Below are 18,240 nucleotides of genomic sequence, written 5' to 3'. Positions count from 1 at the left end.
TATTGTTCAATTATTGTTTCCAGTAAACGATGCAGCCGTTTACTTTGCTAAAGTTAATGTCTTCACGTATGCCATTTTTAGTGCCACGAATAACTAAGCTTTCGCTCACTATGCCAATGCGTGGCGCTTGTATTTCAATGCGTGGTTTTTGCTTTGCCATTTCAACGTTTAACACAGTAATACCTCGGTTGATTAAGTCACTGATAGCGCGCTGTGCTTTGTTCATTTGTCTGATGATTAAGCTATTTTGTTGGTTGTGCTGTTGCTTGGTTTTAATCATGTGTTTGCCCCTATATTCATATTCTTTTTAATTAATTTGTTGTATTTAATGCCTAGCACCTCTAGTTCACTAATCAATAACTCATTAAGGTGCTTAGCTGTTGCAAAGCTACTTGCGCCACTGGCTTGGCGTGTTAAACGACGAACCGCACTTTGGTAGTCGTAAGCTTTAACCGTGGGCGTTGCTTTAAAGCTAACATTGACCGGACGCTTCAAACGTTCGGTTAAGCTGCTATGAGGGCAACCACTTCTACAGGCTTTGTAAAGCTGCATGTAAATAGGGTTGCTTGATATACCTTTACGGGCTTGATGCTTCATGCACTCGTGCAAAGGCAATTCACCTAATACGGGACAGTTAACGCACTTTTGTAAAAAGGCGCCTTCCACTAATTTCTCTATTCGTTGCATATCACCAGGGTATTTTTCATTAACCACTTGCGATACACAGGCTGTTGAAACTGACAACATTTTGGCCACTTTAGGTTGACCATGTTCAGCTACTTGTTGACGTAGTACTTCAAGCCACTTTTTCATGATTTTTATCCTTTATTTGGTGTTGTGCTTGGTCATCAAATCGGTAAAGCTGCTGTTCGTTTTGATCAAAGCAACCGTTTTTTCTGATAATCGGACATAAACGTCCCGTATCACGCAGTAATTGATAGCTGCTAACCTGACCTTTTATTTTATGATTAGGTAATTCTGTGTTTACGGCGTGCTTTACGCGCACATAACCAGAAATTACTAATTTACGTAGGTATAAGCTTGCATTAGCTTCTGTTACAGACGCTAGGCAAACAAGGTCTTTAACTGTTACTACGCGCTGTATTTTCAGCGTATTCCAGATTTTTTGACGGCCTGTTTTTTTATGCTGCCGCTTTGATTCTGTACTTCTACCCGCAGTTAATCTTGGTTTTGAAGCCGCAATAACAGCAAAATGATAGAAGCGTCCTACGCGCTGCTTAACTGCACATTTTTGTTCAACAAAACCATTAAGCACATTACGACAATGATTAGTTGATACGTCTAATTCGCTAGCGACTTCAGCGCAGCTAACTAAACAGTTCTTGGTAAGCATGTACTGCCATACTCTTTGACATACTTGATTTTTATTGTTTGTTTTCAATTTGAATACTTCTTTAATGCTTGTTTAAAAGGATTTTAACGACGACGGCTATCAAGGAATATTTCGCGAATGTCTACATCGTCCAGTGAGATTTTGTCTCTTTGTGAGGCAATGGCTTTACGCTCTATTTTTTCGAGTGCAGATAAAATTCGACGTACTTCACCACTTGCTTTTTGCTGTATAGCATCAAGCAAGTCTTCCTCAAGTCGAATTTCGTTTTCTAAAAGTACGTCAGCAAACAAGGCCACGTCTTCTAAGTCAGCAGGTTGAAACTCTATCCATTCACTAATGCGGTTAAAGAGTTGTTTACGGTGGCTTATACGACGGGCAATTTGCTCCATACCTATCAGTAATACAGGTTGGTTGGTTAGGTCGTAAATATCACGTAAAGATTCCATGATACGAGCCGAGCCAATGACGTAATCGACTTCGTCAACAAATAAAGAAATTTCATTTCTCCCCATGTTTTCTACAATATCGTCAATCATTTTTCCTAAAGGGAACTTTGGCTCAAGCCCCATTTCAAAGGCTATTTTAGTTAATAATGATGACGGGGTATCAGTAGCACGGCAGCGTACATAAACGGCATCAACGTGGTTTTGGTTAAATAACCACGTCATGGTGGTAGTTTTACCAAAGCCACTTGGCCCATGTACAAGCCCCATTCCTTCAACCATAAAGCTGCGGCTATTTAAGTTGTCAAACAACTCTTCACAACGTAAAACGTTTTTTACTTCGACAGTTATATCTTTCATAGGTATTATCCTTATTGTGATTGCCCTTTTGGGCGGGTTGCTTTAGTTAAAGCGCGTCGCCAGTTTGGTTTGAGTCTTTTTGGCGACGTGCTTCTTCTAAAAATTTGTTAATTCTTCTTGCTGCCATTACATGGCTACGCATAAAACCTTTAAACCATTTGTTTTCTTTTTCATTTAACGGTGTATGCACTAATTTACGTGCATAATCCCAAGCAACTTCTAATTCTGTACGTAGGGTTTTTGCGTTTGTTTCAGCGGCCATTGCTTGTTGTCGATTTCGGTGCTCTCGCCTTGCAGCAATACCTTCAAGCTGTGCTTCGCTATAACTCGGTTTTAAATCTTTATCATCAATTGATGATGTTGGTTTAAAGTCGTCCAACGCTGATAACATGCCGTTATCATGAGGTAATGACGGTTGAGGAAACGCGGTTAAACCACTGTTTTGTGCTTTGTGATATGCCAGCTCTTTTGCATGAATTTCATCAACGCCAAACGTATCAGCCAGCGCTTTCGCTGTTTTTCTAAAGTTACTAAGTACTTTACGCTCTTCTTTACGACGTGCTTGAAACGCTTGTGGGCTTATTTCTCGGCCAACTAACTCCTGGTTAACCGCTTCAATCCAGTAAACATCTTCGCTTATTGCATCAATTGGGTATAAAACAGCACGACCAACATCACTTGGATCAACAAATACCCGTACTTTTACTCGGTCCCACACCGCTTCCATTAATTCAGGTGCAACATATTTAACCGCTCCCGCTTTAACCATGCCGCGAACTACCGTGGCATCGCTTACATAATTAAGTAATAAGTTAAGTGCATTAGGATTGTTGATCATGCGCGGCTGATAGGCTGACTTTTGATAAACATTAAATGGCGTATCTTTAAGGTCACCATGCTCCTGGTGGTGATAACTGTATTCAAGCCAGTTGTCTAAAAACTCTTGAAGTTCTGCACCGGTAAGTTTCAGCTCTTCAACTTTTTTATCTTCGCGTGTTTCTTTTTTGCTAATACGCTCAGCAAAGCTTTTTGCCGCTTCAATTTGCTTTCTGTCGCTAACGTTATGGCCAATATAGCTCGGTAGTTTTTCAACAATTGAATGACTTAATGTTCTAAAGAACCGTTCAACATAAGGTTTTTCCCAGCCTGAATAAGCGTTGGTTCTATGTTGTTCAAAGTCGAGCATGCTAAATAAACCGCTGACTTTTTTACTAACATAATCGCTACCGTTATCAGTAACCGCTAAACCGCCTTCGTTAATCATGCCCCACTCTAAAATGGTTTTACGAAGCAATAAGCAAATACCTTCACTGCTTGAGGTAGGCGCTACCCAAAGCTTTACTCGACGGGTAAATACATCAATAACGGCAATAATACTGTGACGGCCATCTTTGAGCATGACATCAGCAGGGGTTGAATCGAATTCCCAAATATCGTTTGGTCGTTCAAGCATTTGATACATATAAGCATGACCAAATAATGGTCTATGTTTACTGTTATATGCATCAGGGTTAGTAACATAGGCAAATTCTGCACTATGACGTTTTATCCAGGAGTTAACCCAACGCTGCACCGAGCTAATAGACGGTATTTCCCAATCGGGGTGGTCCGTTTGCTGCATAATCACTAATGACTGGTGGATGGCTCGTGGCTTTTTCGCCAGGTGTGGCTTTTTAACCAAAAATGCCATTAAAAACTGCTCTACTTGCGGTTGGCGGCTAATAACCGACTTGCCGCGAGTGCTTGTGTAATTACCACCTAAAGCAGTAATACCACCTTTATCTAACGCTGATTGCCAACGGTACTTAAACTGTTTTGAAATAGTTTTAACCGCGCTATAAATCCATTCAGGTAATTCAAGCGTTTTGCTCTTATAGTCGCTAACAAACTGGTGTAAGCCGTCTACTTCTTTGCCAATCGCTTTATGTGGCTCTATATAAGTTTGATAGGCTTGCAATATCAGCAGTTTGGCTTGTGCTCTAGTTTGTGACTTTTCAGGCAAACCATTAAATTTAAGCAAGCCTTTTTCTCGGCTTTCTTGCTTTTGTTTATTGGCAATATCTTCTTGGCGATCTAATTCAACAGCAAGCTTACGAGCAGAACGAGCAGGTACAACTTCAGCGTTAGCTAATGCCTCAGCCGCTTGTTTTGCCAAAAACTGCTGGGTAGCTTGTGGTAAAGAAGTGATGTGGTATTCAAAACCGCCACCTTGACCTAAGCGTTTGCGTTTAAGCCAGCTTTCTCTATTTGCTTTAGCGTTGATATTTTGAACTGTTGTAGGCAGTCCATGTATTCCTTGCAACTCTTTTGCTGCATACCACAACTTATTCATTACACTCACCCAACAAGTCAAATCCAATTGTTTTACTCAAATCAATAACGATTTGCTTTGATAACGGGCGTTTCGGTTTGCGGTTCATACAAGGAGCAAAAGCTTGAATACTATCCAGTACCGTTCTAGGATGATATCCATGTGAAATAGCCCAAGAGCGACAGGTAATCCCCTGTGCTCTTAGTGCAGCATGTATATGATTTGCATTCTCTATTTTCATCTTATAGTTCCGTGTTAATATACTAACTCGCGCATTTAGCAAGTTACCGCTTGCGCGACCTATATAAAGCATAATGCAACACATATGTTGAATGCAACACTTATTTGCAGCATTCAACCTCTACTTTGCGGCAAATATATATAACAGTTAATTAAACCCATATTTTTCAATAGGTTGGTGTAAGTTGAATGTAAATAAAAAAGTTGAATGCAACATTCAAGATCATAATAAAAATGTTGAATGGTTTCATTTGCGCCTCAAAAGTTTAATTGGTGGGGAAAGCATGCGGTCTTTTGGCCGCAAGGTTGGCATTAGTGATACTACAATCAAAAAATATCTAAGTGGTGAAACTGAACCGACATTAAGTCGACTAGTCACGTTAGCTGAAAAGTGCGAGGTATCGCTTGAGTGGTTAGCTACAGGGTTGGGAAACAAGACTATAACGACAAACACTAGCAGTTTAGTAGGTACTCAATTAAGTGGCTGCGCCACTGTCACCGTCGATGAATTCAATGAAGAATACGTACTTATACCAGGCTACCATGTTTCTGTCAGTACTGGTCATGGTGCATTGAACGATGGGGCGGAAGTTAAACGACAATTAGCCTTTCGCAGTAAATGGATAAGATTTAGAAAGCTTAACCCTCGTGATCTTGCCGTTGTGTTCGCCCAGGGTGATTCAATGGAACCAACTATACACAATAGCAACACCATATTAGTTGACCTGTCAGACACACAGCTAAAAGATGGCTCTATCTATGTATTACGCTTTGGCCAAGAACTCTACGCCAAACGCCTACAAAAGCGCTTTGACGGCTCTGTATGCCTTATCAGCGACAACAAAGAGTATGACGACCAAATAGTAAAAGAAAACGAATTAGAGCAATTAGCAATTATCGGCAAGGTTGTCTGGATTGGCAAAGACTTGTATTAAACGTAATTAAGGAAGATTAATGGAAATCACCGTTCAGCAGCAGATATACTATTCAAATAAAGACTTAGTTCCTTTAAAGGAAATTGGCGAATCATTAATTGCTTTACAAAGCCTTATAGAGCGCTGCCCAGAGGTGTTAGAGGCTATATTTTCTGATACCAAGGTATTAAAGGTAGAAGTATTCCTTAACGAATTAAAGTCAGGCAGCATCTATGAAGACCTTTTTGTTAAGTTAGTTTTTGGTGATCAACAACGCTTAGATGAGTTAATTAGCAACTTTAGAGAAAAAATAGGTTTAAAATTACTTATGGATAACCCAAAAATACTAGGAACACTTATTGCTGGCCTTGCTCTTGGTGCAGCTCTCGTTTATGTTATGAAAGACCCTAAAGCGACCGAAACACAAAAGGCGACGATTCAGGCTAACCACAATACAATCATAAACATAGGTGCTGATAATCTTAAAATGGATGCTGATGATTTAAAGGACATTTTAAACACAGTTATCAATGGCAAAGATAAAAACAAAGTAGCGAAAGAAGCTGTAGCAATCATTAAACCCGCAAAAAAAGACGCAAAAGCTTTTATCCGCTTCAACGAAGATGAGTCCATTAAAATAGAAAACAAATCTATTCAAGCGATTCCTAGTATTATCAACGATGAAGAGCCTGAAGAATATATAGACGACATCAACAATCTCGAATTAGAAATTAGAGCTACTGATATTGATAGCGCTAAGCGTGGCTGGGCAGTAGTTGCACCAAGCCTTGACGAAAACCGACGTGTAAAACTTCATATTGATCCAACAATAAAATTAAACAAGCTACGAGGAAAATCAAAAATACAGGGTAACGTCACTGTTATTTATGGACATAAAGAAGGTAAAAAATATCCTAAGCTAATCTTTCTGCGAGAGTTAACAGGTTCTACAAACAAATAAATCTTTATTAAAGCGAAAAAATAAACGCTTAGTTTCTCGTTTTAGGTGGTTTTAATTCGGTTAAGCTAAAAACCACCTTTAATTTCCCATTTTAAAACTATTGTTAAATCTCCCTTAAATTTTCATTTAAAGCCTTTTAAATAAAGCCTTCCCACAAATTCCCGCAAATTTTTAGATTATCTCGGTATTTCTCATTCTTAATGACTGGTTACAATTCCCCAATAGCTCAGTTGGTAGCGCGATGGACTGTACTCTTTATTAGATATGCATGTGTCGCTGGTTCAAGCCTATTACATGCAAACTGCTGGGAGCCTGTCTCGCCCTGAAATAGGTCGATACTTCTAAGTACATTGGAGAGTGTTATGAAATCAATAGCAAGCACTGCACAAACCATATGATGTGACATGTTCAATAACCGTTGGATATGATTGTTTTCAAAATACTTTAGCAGAGCGAGTTACCGGTATATTAAAGAAAGAATACTTACTAGTAAAACCTAAAGACTTGAAAGAAGCCAGGACGATGGTGGAAGCACCTGTGATGTATGAAAATAAACGGAGGCCACGTATGGCCTTAAAGTACAAAATGCCCAATGAAGTGCATCAGGCGCTTTAATTAAATGACTGTTAACCTATACTAGGACAGGTAAGCCTTAATCTATACTCAATAAACGCTCAGCCGTATATTCATTCGTTATTAAGCCATTAATTAATTTAGATCTTAGTGCACCTAATATAGAAAACACTTTCTCTTCACCCGCCGCAATTGCGTATACGGCTTTGTCGGGGTTTACTTTTAAAGGCGCACTAGCAACCCGTTGGTTAACGGCGCAGTCGATTAAATTCCCTTTAACATCAAAAACCCAACTGATTAGCTCGCCTACTGCCCCCTTACTTTGTAACTCTTTTAATTCCTTGGGTGTGACAAAGCCGTCTATATGCAACGGTGAGTTAATAGCTAAATTGCCTACTCCAACAAAAGTAACATCTGCCTTTGCCGCTAACGCTAAATTATTAGCGACATAACGCTGTGCGTGTAACTGCTCTTTTTCAGCTTTGCTACTTGGCAACACTGGCAAAGGCATAGGATAATGCTTGGCATGAATGTGTTCTGCCATACGCATAACAACATCATACGATGAGGCAGAGCCATCTAACGCCATATTACCGAGTAACGCCACTATTTGATGCTGTTCACACTTTAGTAAAGCGAGCTCTTCGACACAAGCACGTAAAATTCTCCCTGTCCCCATTGCTATTACCTTTGGCTCGGTTGTCTTTAAGTGCATTTCTATTTCTTTAGCACCTGCTTGGGCAAGCCCTAGCGTAGAGTTGGGTTCACTATTATCACTTGGGACAACAGTACATGATGTTAAACCAAAGCGACTTTTAATTTTCGACTGCAAGTCCATACACTTAGCAATAGGGTGTTCTAACCTAACTTTAATCAAGCCCTCACTTACTGATAACGCCACCATACGTTGTGCTGATTGACGCGATACATTCAACTTTTTAGCGATTTCTTCTTGCGTATTACCAGCAACATAATACAACCAACCTGCTTTGGCAGCGTCGTCTAATTTTCTTATCTCTGAATTAGATCTTTTTAACACAGTTTACCTCTTGATTTAAAATGATTTAGTAAGTGAAGGTGCGTATTCAAATAGTTGGTTCCAATGTGTTATTGTACTAATATCACCCTGTATTGGCGTAACGATCTTTTGATTTTTCAAATGACTCGCGCCAGCATACTGAATGACTTGCATATTAGCAGCCTTAGCGCCAAGGATACCCGCATTAGAATCTTCTATCACTAAACAGTTTTGCGGCGCTACCCCCATTTGGGCGGCTGCATGTAAGAACAAATCAGGTGCTGGTTTCCCTTTTGCCACTTCAGACGAGGTAAATACCCGACCGTTAAAATAGTGGTCAAGTTTGGTATAGTGCAGTGAGTTCTTTACTTTTTCAGGACTACCGCTTGTGGCAACACAACTGTTGGTTTTAAGTTGGGCTAGTAGCCATGCCAACTGGTGTGTTGGTTGAAGTTCAGTAGCAAAAACGTTAATTAACGCTTCTCTGAAGTGTTGTCGAAAATCATCCGTTAACACAACTGAAAAATCAGCCCATACTTTAGCGGTCACATGCTCAAAGTTATAGCCTAAAAAGTTTGTCAGAAAATATTCTTCTGAAACAATAACATTGACTTCCTTGAGCATAGACAGCAATACACGTTGGCTTAATATTTCACTATCAACTAAAACGCCATCACAATCAAAAATAATTAAGTTTATCGCATTATGTTTAGGTGCCGCATGAATTTTGCTCACTTTATTATCCTATGCATTTTTAGTTGATATGAATCCAGTGTTGTAATGAAATTATATTACAAGCTTTTACCTGCCATTGTAAATCATTCTGGGTGCATAAATGCGTCAACATCATTCAGTGAAAGTTCTGGTGTTGCCCCATGGCTCTGCGCAACCATAGCACCTACCGCACAAGCAAAATCTACCGCATATTGTGCATTGGTTGTATTGCAAAGTTGAAATATTAACGAACCTAAAAAAGAATCGCCCGCACCAACCGTATCAACAACATTAATAAGGTAGCCGGAATTATAATAATTTTTATCATTAATTTTAAGTAATGCTCCATGAGAACCTTTAGTAACACACATATAAGGTGTATTAGTTTTTTCTGCAATGAACTCAAGGTTCTGCTCTAACGAGTTAAACTTTGATCCCATAGCATGTGCTACTTCGTATAGTTCGTCATCATTTAGTTTGATAAAGTCAGCAAGTTGCATCAATTCAACCAAAACAGCTAGATCATAGTGTGGTTTACGCAAGTTCACGTCAAAAATTTTAAATTTTGCCACTTTTAGTAATGTTTTAAGTGTGTTTAATGACAACGGTTGACGAGCAACCAAACTACCGAAAACAAAAATATCTGACGCTTGTACTTGTTCTATCAGTTGAGGCGTTTCCTTAATATTATCCCAAGCGGTATCAGCCACAATTTCATATGATGCAGAGCCGTTTGTATCTAAATACACTTCCACCGTACTGGTTTTTTTATCAGGGTTAATGGTGATATTTTCAGTGGTCATTTGGCGCTCTTTTATCTCTTTAAGCAGTTCATAACCTAGCGGGTCATCACCCACAGCACTTAACATTTGAGCTTTAATGCCTAGCGAATTTAACCTTAAACAAACATTTAATGGTGCACCACCTAAGCGTTTTCCATGAGAGAAGCAATCCCAGAGTACTTCACCAAAACAGTTTATTGATATATCAGTCGGGGCTTTATCATTAATAAATAAACTATTCATTATTTTATCTCCAGAGCAACTCTATCTGCTTTATTTTCAAGCGTGCTTTTCATAATGGTTTTAATGTTACTTTCTGGGGTATAAAGTGCATCAATAGCATCAGCATATAATTGACTAAATGCAGGTTGATCAATTAAATTATCAAACAAGCAATTCAATTTTAGAAAAGACAGTTTATCTACCTGTGTTTTTTTAGCGTACTCTGCAAGCTCGTCGCGCATAACATCTTGAATAGCGAATGCTTCTTGTTTTTGATTTACTTGTTTGTCGCTATATAAACACCAGGCTGCAATCACTAAAGCCCCTAGTGAACAATCACGTCCAACAGCTAAATTTTCAATGACTGTCGCAATTAAAAATTTAGGTAATTTAGCTGAGCTTTCACTGCAGATACGCGCAAGACTATCTTTAATATTAGGATTTGAAAAACGCTCTATTAAGGTATCCTTGTACTGATTTAAGTCAATACTGTCTAATTCATCTAATAACGGTGTAACTTCCAAGTCCATAAAGGCGCGTAAGTATTTAGCAAAGTCAGGATCAGATACGGTTTCATCTATAGTCGCGTAGCCATGAATTGCGCCTAAAATTCCCAAGACAGAATGACCTGCATTTAACAAACGAATTTTCATTTTTTCAAAAGGGGTTACATCCTTTACAAATTGCGCACCAACTAAATCCCAGCGAGGGCGACCATCACTAAAACTGTCTTCAATTACCCACTGCGAAAAAGACTCACAGGTTATTGGCCACTCATCATTAACGCCATAAGTATCTGCAACATACTCAATATCCACCTCAGTAGTGGCTGGTGTGATGCGGTCAACCATCGCATTAGGGAATTTTACATGTTGCGCGATCCATTGGCTCAGTTCAGGATCTTGCTGCTGGGTAAACGTAAGTAACATTTTACGTGTTACTGCACCATTATGTTGAATATTGTCACAAGACTGCACAGTAAAAGCGGGTGCGTTATTATTTTTACGTAATTTTAACGCAGCGGCAATATAACCAAAGGCTGTTTTGGGGTCATTGGGGTTGTTAATATCATTAATAATAGCAGGGTTTTCTAAATCTAAATCACCCGTCGTTGGGTTTAAATTATAGCCGCCCTCAGTAATAGTTAACGAGACAATTTTGGTATCACTATGCGCTAATTTTTCGATTACTGCTTTTTTATTTTCAGGTGCGAAAATAAAGTCAATCATTGAGCCAATCACTTTATTATCAATTTGGCCATTTGGATGGCGAACAACTAAAGAATATAAATAGTCTTGTTTAACTAACGTATCGCGTAAGCTACGGTTGTTTTCTAATAAGCCCACGCCACAAATTCCCCATTGCTCTGAGCCTGGCGTTTTCAATAACTCATTAATATACATTGCTTGATGAGCACGGTGAAATCCCCCTACCCCAATATGAACAATACCGGCTTTAAGCTGGCTGCGATCATACGTTGGTACATCAATATGATGTGGTAAAGTGGCGCATGTTAAAGCATTTAAATGCCCTTTATTTGCGGCTGACACTGTATTGTTAACAGTAGTTTTTAGTAAAGTATTAGTCATGTGTTTGGCCTTACTGTATAGGATAAATCCTAAAATATAATCAGGAAACGATGATGTTGTTCATCGCCCTGTTGAACTGTGTTATTCGCAAGATTAACCCGTTATTTATATTATTAACCGTTTAATCTTACGAACTTTGGGTGTTTTTTAAATGAGTGATTAGTTAACTATTTAACGCCTTTTGACGCTTAAGCGCGACATAAGCGCTAGCGAAGTACGTCAGGGTAAATATGAAACAGTACAGTTCAAACTGTGCTTTATTCGCATTATAAATATCCATGGTCTCACTAAAAAACATAACTTGACATGCAAAAGCTGTAATGATTAATAATGAAACTGTTGATACAGTATTTAACAGTTTGCTGATCTTGCTGGTGTCGACAATAAATGGCTTGTCGTTACTTGCTTGTTCTGCTTGGTAAGCAACAATTTGTAGTTGTTCAAGCTTTTCATCCGCCACTTCTTTACTGTAATCTTTGTCGGCACCATATTTTTTAGCTAATAAGGTGTAAATAACAATGCTAAATATCCAGGTTGGAATAAATAGATAATAAAACGACATTACATCCAGTGCATTTAAACCAAAGCCAAAAACTAATGCTAACGCCCAGGTAGCAATTGCGGGAATGCTACGAGAAATATTTTGATACTTAGCCCAATAGCGTGTTAAACCAAGTTTTGGAAAAAGTACATGCTCAGCAAAGACAATACCGCCTACAGGCACTACTAATAAACCAGCGTAAGTGAGTAAAGGTAACATTTGCGAAAATACAAAAGGAAAACAAGCAATAATTACGGTAACAACCCCAACAATTGCGGTCGTTTTCTCACGGGACTGTTCAACAAATATGGATTGGGCAGCTAAACCTGCGCGATATAAATTAGCGTTCGCTGTGGTCCAGCCGGCAATAATTATAATAACAAAACCTGTTAAACCCAATGCATGGTAGGCAACGTCGCCTGGATCTAATGCGGTAATCGTTGTTTTAAGTAATACCGCAGCACCAGCCCCCATAATACCGGCCGAAATCCATGCTAAATAGTGCCCGAAAAACATACCCACCCCAGAAAACAAGCCATAGCTTTTACGTTTTGCAAAGCGAAATATTGCCATGTCAATTAAGCCAAAGTGAGTAATTGAATTTGCTGCCCATGCAAAGCCTATGACTTCGAACAACCCTATTCCTTTTTCACCGTCACCGGTAAAACCGGTCCAAATTGAACTGTCACCAATGGTGATAAAATCATTCCACCCCGAGAGCGTTGTAGTACCTAATACGTGATTCGATAACGCCGGAAACAAAGTAAATGAACCAGCAATAAATATCACAAATAACCATGGAGCACATATTTTAGAAAAATCAGCGACAGTTGAAAAACCATACATAGCAACAAACACCACGATAGAGCCAACCGCTAATACAATAGCAACAAACCAAAAGCTGTTTGGGTACCAGTTTAATTGTGCAGGTATATCAAATAAAAACCTGACAGCCGTTGATGAAACTGTAATCATGGCAGCCGAAATCACTGAAAATATCACAACATTTGCCCAATTATAGAGCTTAGTCATTGAGTTACCGGCAATTTTATTGAGGTAATTATATAAACTTAAACGTGTTTCAACTGCTATTGGCGCTGTTAATAACCACCATGAGCACATTGCCAATAAGTTACCAATTAACAACCCGAGTAAAATGTCTGTTGTTGCTGCACCTAAGGCAACAAAAGTTGCGCCTATTACAAACTCAGTTGCAGCCACATGTTCCCCAGCATATAAACCTGCAAAATGTTTCCAACCATGTAGCTTATTTTGTGCTACCGGCATTTGTTCTTCATTTATGTTAGTAAATGTATTATTGCTTTGCGTATTCGCCACTTTTGCCTTCCTTACTATCACCCGAGTAAACCGCCCACCAGGTGATAAGTTTTTTAACGTTATTTTTTATTAGGTATTTTTGGTAATAACTAGTGTTTTTTGTTGACTTAATAGGCTATAACTCTTTGTTGAGTAATAGCCCAAACGCTGGGCATAATCACACAATTGAGTTTGCATCGTCAATAAGTTTATTTAAGTTAAAATATTGCCTTTAAATTGCATTAAAAAATACATCACTAAAACAATAACTTAAGATGGTGTTGAATTAAAAATTAAGTTTTAATATACCGAAATATATTGAAGATATTGTCATAATAGTATTAACAAATAAGTTGATACTGGTATTTATATGCGCATTGATCACGAAAACTTTATAACTTTTGGCTATAAAGACTTACTCATTACTGAGTAAGCCAACAAAAACAAGTATTCAACTTATCGCATGTCGAGATTACTGTTAATTCAATGACAGGTGTCACTAGTTACACAGGGGGCACTGTTAGAATTTAACTGATATTTCTGACGTAAGTCCGTCAAAGCCTGTGCCTATTTGGCCACCCGAATTAATACCTTCTGCCTGGTCAACATATTCCAACTTAAGGAGGGTTTTGTCATTAACCCAATATCCCAGGGCTATTTGAATACGTTTCACTGTGTTATCGGTGTGTTCAATTAAATCAGATGTATTTTCTGCTGCTGCGTAACGTGTTGCCATATATAGTTTTTTGGGGATTAAATAGTATGAGGCTTCCAGTGTATAATACGCTACTGATGATTCACCCTTTATTACTCTATTTGCGTCAAACGATGTTCCTGCACTATTTGCTACACCGTCAACGCCTAAATAGGTAAAACCAGCCAGAGGGTTACCTGCCGTATCTGCGAAAGTATAGTCATCTTGAGATTTACCAATCATCACAATAACATTTGTTTTAGCTGTAGGCTGATACGCCAAGTTTAACTGGATTATTGATTGCTCCAAACCAGGCATAACACCTATATGCGTATCACGCTCACTTGAAGGACCAGCAGAGAAGTTATAGTTTTCACCATCACCAAAACGACCGTTGGCTGTGGTGATTCCATCAAGGCTTGCTACGCCATTTTCAAAACGCAATTGTTCACCTTGATTAGCCTTAAAAATATTCAAGCCCGCTTTGAAACTATTAGCAAATTCAAGGGTTCCCTGAACACTGTAGTTAAAACCTCTGTTTTCCTGAAAGGCCTCACCAAAACTTGAAGTAGTCATATGACCAGCAACAGTATAACGACGAATCACACCTCGATCGAAAGATTTGCTATACCTTAATTGCATACCATTCTCTGCCGTTGCATAGTCCGTTATCCCATTACCAATAAGTGCATTGGCTTGGTTATCAGCGCCGTCTTGAAAACCTTTAAATTGAAATGGTGCTGAGCCAATATTACCAACCCGCAGCGTTAAATCAGCATCATCGCGTGCTACATCAGTAAGACCAAGCAGATCAAACTCAATCCCAGCAAAGTCTTGATGAAATGCAAAATCTCGATCACCATTATTACCGAAATCATTAGGTTCTTCGGCAATATCTACATCGGCTACGATATTGTCGCTGATGTGAAACTTCAGCTGTAAATTGACTCTCAAACGGCCAAACCCAGAAGATTGCACTTCATCTACAGGGCGAAATGCCCCCGCTTTTGCTTGTATTGCTTGATAGTTCTGTAACGCTAAAAAGTTAATTTCAGCAAGACCATCAAGAAACTCTGCAGCCTTTACGTAAACGGGTGCTGATATAGTCATAATGACCGCGGTAAATACGCCTAACTTAGATAATTTTTTTGGTGTGTGTTGTAACATCGTAACCCCTTTATTTATATTTTTAGTTATTAAATTAACGGTAAGCTTGTTTCCTTCTACTCGTGCTGGGCATATACCTTACTGCACTCGTTTAATGGTTAGCGTTATTCATCATTGGTAACTGTGAGTACACGCACCCACCAAATAACAGATAAAAACAACAAAAACCCAATAAAGAGCAATAGCCCGGCTAGCGAGCATAGTCTCACCATGGTTTTTTTTAGTCAATAAGTTTGTTAATAAAAGTCAGCTATTAAATTAACGACGAACCTACACAAAGCTTATGCGTTGTATTGGGGGGACAGCTTGTATAAATGCTTGACGCGCTAAAGTTAAATAAAATTACTTTGTAACGCTAAGCAAGACGTGAAGTAGTAAAAGGTGCACACTTCACTCAGTCTAATCTCCACGATAAAGGTGTAGTAAGTGTAATACACGAGGTATTTAATCTTGTTGTGACTGCTTTAACGTAAGCGTTAGGGGTAAAAAATATACTTGGGGAATAACATAGACAAGGTAATCAAGGTTTCTATTGCTCAAAGGTGCTTAACCACTGTAAACACCTTTGAGCGAATAAATAGCCATTAACTCATATGTTGTTGTTGGCGTTTTAACGCTTTGTTTTTACTTTTAGGCCCTACTTTGCTTAATTCAACCTGTGGCTTGGCAAAAAGGTTAAGCACACTAAAAGGGCTTTTTAGTTTAGCGGCATCGTAATCTAGTTCAATTTTTGACAATGCAACTTGGTGTTTTTCTGGAAATAGTGCTTCTACTGCTTGTGAAATTAGTTCAAACAGTCTTTTCAGATTAATTTTATGTGTTTGCCCTGTTTTAGTAAAAATCCACTCAGAAATTGCCATAAAATCATCAAAAGGTTGCTCAGACAATATTTGTGGCAATGAATGTTTAAAACGGCCAGAATTACCAATCATATCCCAGTAACGCGCAAAGCGGTTAATGCGTTGCATGGTGGCAAAGCTTACCCTGTCGGTGCTTAATATATTAAAGGGAGGTAATGGATTAAAGCGTAGGTCGAATGTTTCAGTGTGGCGAATTATTGGGCTACCTTTTAAACGTTTTAATATACCCATTTGAATTTCATGTGGCCGACAATGATAAAGCTGATTGAAACTGTCTTTAAAAGTATCAAAGGTCTCACCCGGTAAGCCAAAAATAAGATCCGCATGAATGTGAGCATGGGTGTTGTCTTTAAGCCAAATTAAATTAGCTTTTGATTTAGCATTATTCTGCTTACGGCTTATGTTTGCTTGTACCTCGGTATTAAAAGTTTGTATGCCAATTTCAAATTGCAAACTGCCTTCGGGGAATTGGGTTAATAACTCTTTTAGCTTTCTTGGTAGGTGGTCGGGAACCACTTCAAAATGAAGGTACAAATCGTCTGTCATGCGGTCTAAGAAAAACTGCATAATTTGCATGGTGGTAGCAATATTTAAATTAAAGGTTCGATCAATAAATTTAAAGTTTCTTGCTCCCCGTTGATATAGAATGTCCATCTGCTCTAGAAATACGTCTAGCTCAAAAGGCACTGATGTTTTATCTAATGATGATAAACAAAATTCACATTTAAAGGGACAACCACGCGACGCTTCAACGTACAGCAAGCGATTGGTTAAATCTTCATCGGTATAATATTCATAAGGTAGGGCTAATTCGCTTAGTTCTACCGGTTTTGATCGCACAATTTTTTTATCTGGCGGCGTATTATCTATCAGGTCTCTACACAATTGGTAAAAACTTAAATCTGCAGGCCCTGTTAATACATAATCTGAATAACTGACAATCGTTTGCTGCTCAGTTTCATAGCTTACTTCAGGTCCGCCTAAAATAATTTTAATTTCTGGTGCGATAACCTTTAATAGGCTAACAACATCGGTGGTTTCAACGATATTCCAAATATATACACCAAAGCCAATGATATCTGGCTTCTCTGCTAAAATTTGTTCAACGATATCAATTGCGCGGCTATGAATCGTAAATTCTTTAATATGACAAAAACGCTGTAACTCTTTTAAATTGGCATAAAGGTAGCGCAAGCCAAAACTGGTATGAAAGTATTTAGCATTCAGTGTAGCCAATACAATGTTGGGTGATTCTTTATTAATTTCTTTATGAGAATGAGCAACTCTGTTGACGCTCTTTTGTACCGTTATAGGTGTAGTGATTTCTATTGAGGTCGGCTTTATTACGTCTTGCATATTATTTCAGTTGAGTCATTATGGTAACGCAAGTTCAGCAGGTTTTTCACCCCATGCTGTACTTTTGTTACCTTTGCGGGTATTAAACTAATTATACCGTGGTTTGTTATATTATTCAGCTTAATAAATAGCACACATCATAAAGAGGCAACAAAGCCTCTTTATTAAAGATAAAAGTTACTTAATCGTCAATTTATTATCTTCATCACGCAGTAAATACAGCGCGAGAGTCGCTGCCCACATTGGCCATGCAGCAAAAAATAATAAATGATTAAACCCATCAATATATTGATTATAAGAAGACAGTGTAGACAAGCCGTGCATCAGAAAAATCAAGCCGTAAGTAAACCGCTTTTTAATACCAGCCATAAATGCCAACACTAACAATAATTGGCAAAAACCTAATATATAAATAATTATTTCGCTTGAACCACCTATACCATAGAACTTTTCAAAGATTTTTGCACTGTGTCCTGGGTTAACAAATTTATCCAGCGTCCACATTATCATCACAATAAAAACGCCCAAACGCAGTGAAAAAAGTGACCACTGTAAACGGTTTTGTAAATGAGTATTGTAAGTGCTTGTCATAGAGATTCCTTTTAAATAATACCTAAATAAAGATAAAATAGTGTGAGTGAAACAAACTAGACCGCACTAAAGCAAATAAAATTCTTTCGTTTGCTCAATTTTTGAAAGACAAATGCCATACATAAAATTAGCCATTGTTCTTTGACAAACTATGTTAAATAAAATGAAAGCTTATTCCACTTACTAAGGTCTTACTTTATCCACCATAACAAATTCAATAAACACGAGTGCAC

17 protein-coding genes are annotated in these 18,240 nt (G+C 38.4%); 3 read left to right on the top strand and 14 right to left on the bottom strand.

Going from position 1 to position 18,240, the window contains the following annotated elements:
• Positions 1-10 precede the first annotated feature (10 nt).
• The 6 genes from AC0UA9_RS00245 to AC0UA9_RS00220 form a co-directional block, all read right to left on the bottom strand.
• Entirely contained in the window at positions 11-280 is a 270-nt protein-coding gene (locus AC0UA9_RS00245; protein WP_475655695.1) for a hypothetical protein, read from the bottom strand.
• Entirely contained in the window at positions 277-813 is a 537-nt protein-coding gene (locus AC0UA9_RS00240; RefSeq protein WP_475655694.1) for a hypothetical protein, read from the bottom strand. Before AC0UA9_RS00240 ends, AC0UA9_RS00245 begins: the two co-directional genes overlap by 4 nt.
• Complete coding sequence (locus AC0UA9_RS00235) at positions 797-1,354, bottom strand: hypothetical protein (RefSeq protein WP_475655693.1); 558 nt, start codon at positions 1,352-1,354, stop codon at positions 797-799. The genes AC0UA9_RS00240 and AC0UA9_RS00235 overlap by 17 nt, the downstream gene beginning before the upstream one ends.
• Before the next feature lie 83 nt (positions 1,355-1,437).
• Positions 1,438-2,157, bottom strand: coding sequence for an AAA family ATPase (locus AC0UA9_RS00230; RefSeq protein WP_475655692.1), 720 nt, complete (start codon positions 2,155-2,157; stop codon positions 1,438-1,440).
• Between the two features lie 46 nt (positions 2,158-2,203).
• On the bottom strand, positions 2,204-4,489 hold the full coding sequence (locus AC0UA9_RS00225) for a DNA-binding protein (protein WP_475655691.1): 2,286 nt from the start codon (positions 4,487-4,489) through the stop codon (positions 2,204-2,206).
• Positions 4,482-4,709, bottom strand: a complete 228-nt coding sequence (locus tag AC0UA9_RS00220; RefSeq protein WP_475655690.1) for a helix-turn-helix domain-containing protein — start codon at positions 4,707-4,709, stop codon at positions 4,482-4,484. Before AC0UA9_RS00220 ends, AC0UA9_RS00225 begins: the two co-directional genes overlap by 8 nt.
• Positions 4,710-4,893: 184 nt before the next feature.
• Here AC0UA9_RS00220 and AC0UA9_RS00215 point away from each other — a divergent pair, with 184 nt between their 5' ends.
• The 3 genes from AC0UA9_RS00215 to AC0UA9_RS00205 all read left to right on the top strand — a co-directional run bounded on the left by AC0UA9_RS00215 (position 4,894) and on the right by AC0UA9_RS00205 (position 7,198).
• Positions 4,894-5,643: a S24 family peptidase gene (locus AC0UA9_RS00215; protein WP_475655689.1), complete on the top strand. Its 750-nt coding sequence runs from the start codon at positions 4,894-4,896 to the stop codon at positions 5,641-5,643.
• 19 nt (positions 5,644-5,662) lie between these two features.
• Positions 5,663-6,583, top strand: a complete 921-nt coding sequence (locus AC0UA9_RS00210; RefSeq protein ID WP_475655688.1) for a hypothetical protein — start codon at positions 5,663-5,665, stop codon at positions 6,581-6,583.
• Between the two features lie 399 nt (positions 6,584-6,982).
• Entirely contained in the window at positions 6,983-7,198 is a 216-nt protein-coding gene (locus AC0UA9_RS00205) for an integrase core domain-containing protein (RefSeq protein ID WP_475655687.1), read from the top strand.
• 37 nt (positions 7,199-7,235) lie between these two features.
• Here the strand turns inward: AC0UA9_RS00205 and AC0UA9_RS00200 are convergent, their stop codons facing one another.
• The 8 genes from AC0UA9_RS00200 to AC0UA9_RS00165 form a co-directional block, all read right to left on the bottom strand.
• Positions 7,236-8,195 (bottom strand): sugar-binding transcriptional regulator, encoded by a 960-nt coding sequence (locus AC0UA9_RS00200; RefSeq protein WP_475655686.1) that lies wholly within the window; start codon positions 8,193-8,195, stop codon positions 7,236-7,238.
• A gap of 15 nt (positions 8,196-8,210) precedes the next feature.
• Positions 8,211-8,909, bottom strand: coding sequence for an HAD family hydrolase (locus AC0UA9_RS00195; RefSeq protein WP_475655685.1), 699 nt, complete (start codon positions 8,907-8,909; stop codon positions 8,211-8,213).
• Between the two features lie 83 nt (positions 8,910-8,992).
• Positions 8,993-9,913 (bottom strand): carbohydrate kinase family protein, encoded by a 921-nt coding sequence (locus tag AC0UA9_RS00190; protein WP_475655684.1) that lies wholly within the window; start codon positions 9,911-9,913, stop codon positions 8,993-8,995.
• A complete protein-coding gene (locus AC0UA9_RS00185; protein WP_475655683.1) occupies positions 9,913-11,481 on the bottom strand; it encodes a mannitol dehydrogenase family protein in 1,569 nt (522 codons plus the stop codon). Before AC0UA9_RS00185 ends, AC0UA9_RS00190 begins: the two co-directional genes overlap by 1 nt.
• Before the next feature lie 163 nt (positions 11,482-11,644).
• Entirely contained in the window at positions 11,645-13,309 is a 1,665-nt protein-coding gene (locus AC0UA9_RS00180) for a purine-cytosine permease family protein (protein WP_475656152.1), read from the bottom strand.
• A gap of 550 nt (positions 13,310-13,859) precedes the next feature.
• Positions 13,860-15,200: a hypothetical protein gene (locus AC0UA9_RS00175; RefSeq protein ID WP_475655682.1), complete on the bottom strand. Its 1,341-nt coding sequence runs from the start codon at positions 15,198-15,200 to the stop codon at positions 13,860-13,862.
• Between the two features lie 584 nt (positions 15,201-15,784).
• Complete coding sequence (locus tag AC0UA9_RS00170; RefSeq protein ID WP_475655681.1) at positions 15,785-17,416, bottom strand: B12-binding domain-containing radical SAM protein; 1,632 nt, start codon at positions 17,414-17,416, stop codon at positions 15,785-15,787.
• 177 nt (positions 17,417-17,593) lie between these two features.
• The gene (locus AC0UA9_RS00165; protein WP_475655680.1) at positions 17,594-18,007 is read right to left on the bottom strand and encodes a hypothetical protein; all 414 of its coding nucleotides are present in this window, start codon (positions 18,005-18,007) and stop codon (positions 17,594-17,596) included.
• Positions 18,008-18,240 lie beyond the last annotated feature (233 nt).

It is taken from the genome of Colwellia sp. F1, from assembly GCF_056238625.1.
This window is presented reverse-complemented; position numbering and strand designations above follow the sequence as displayed.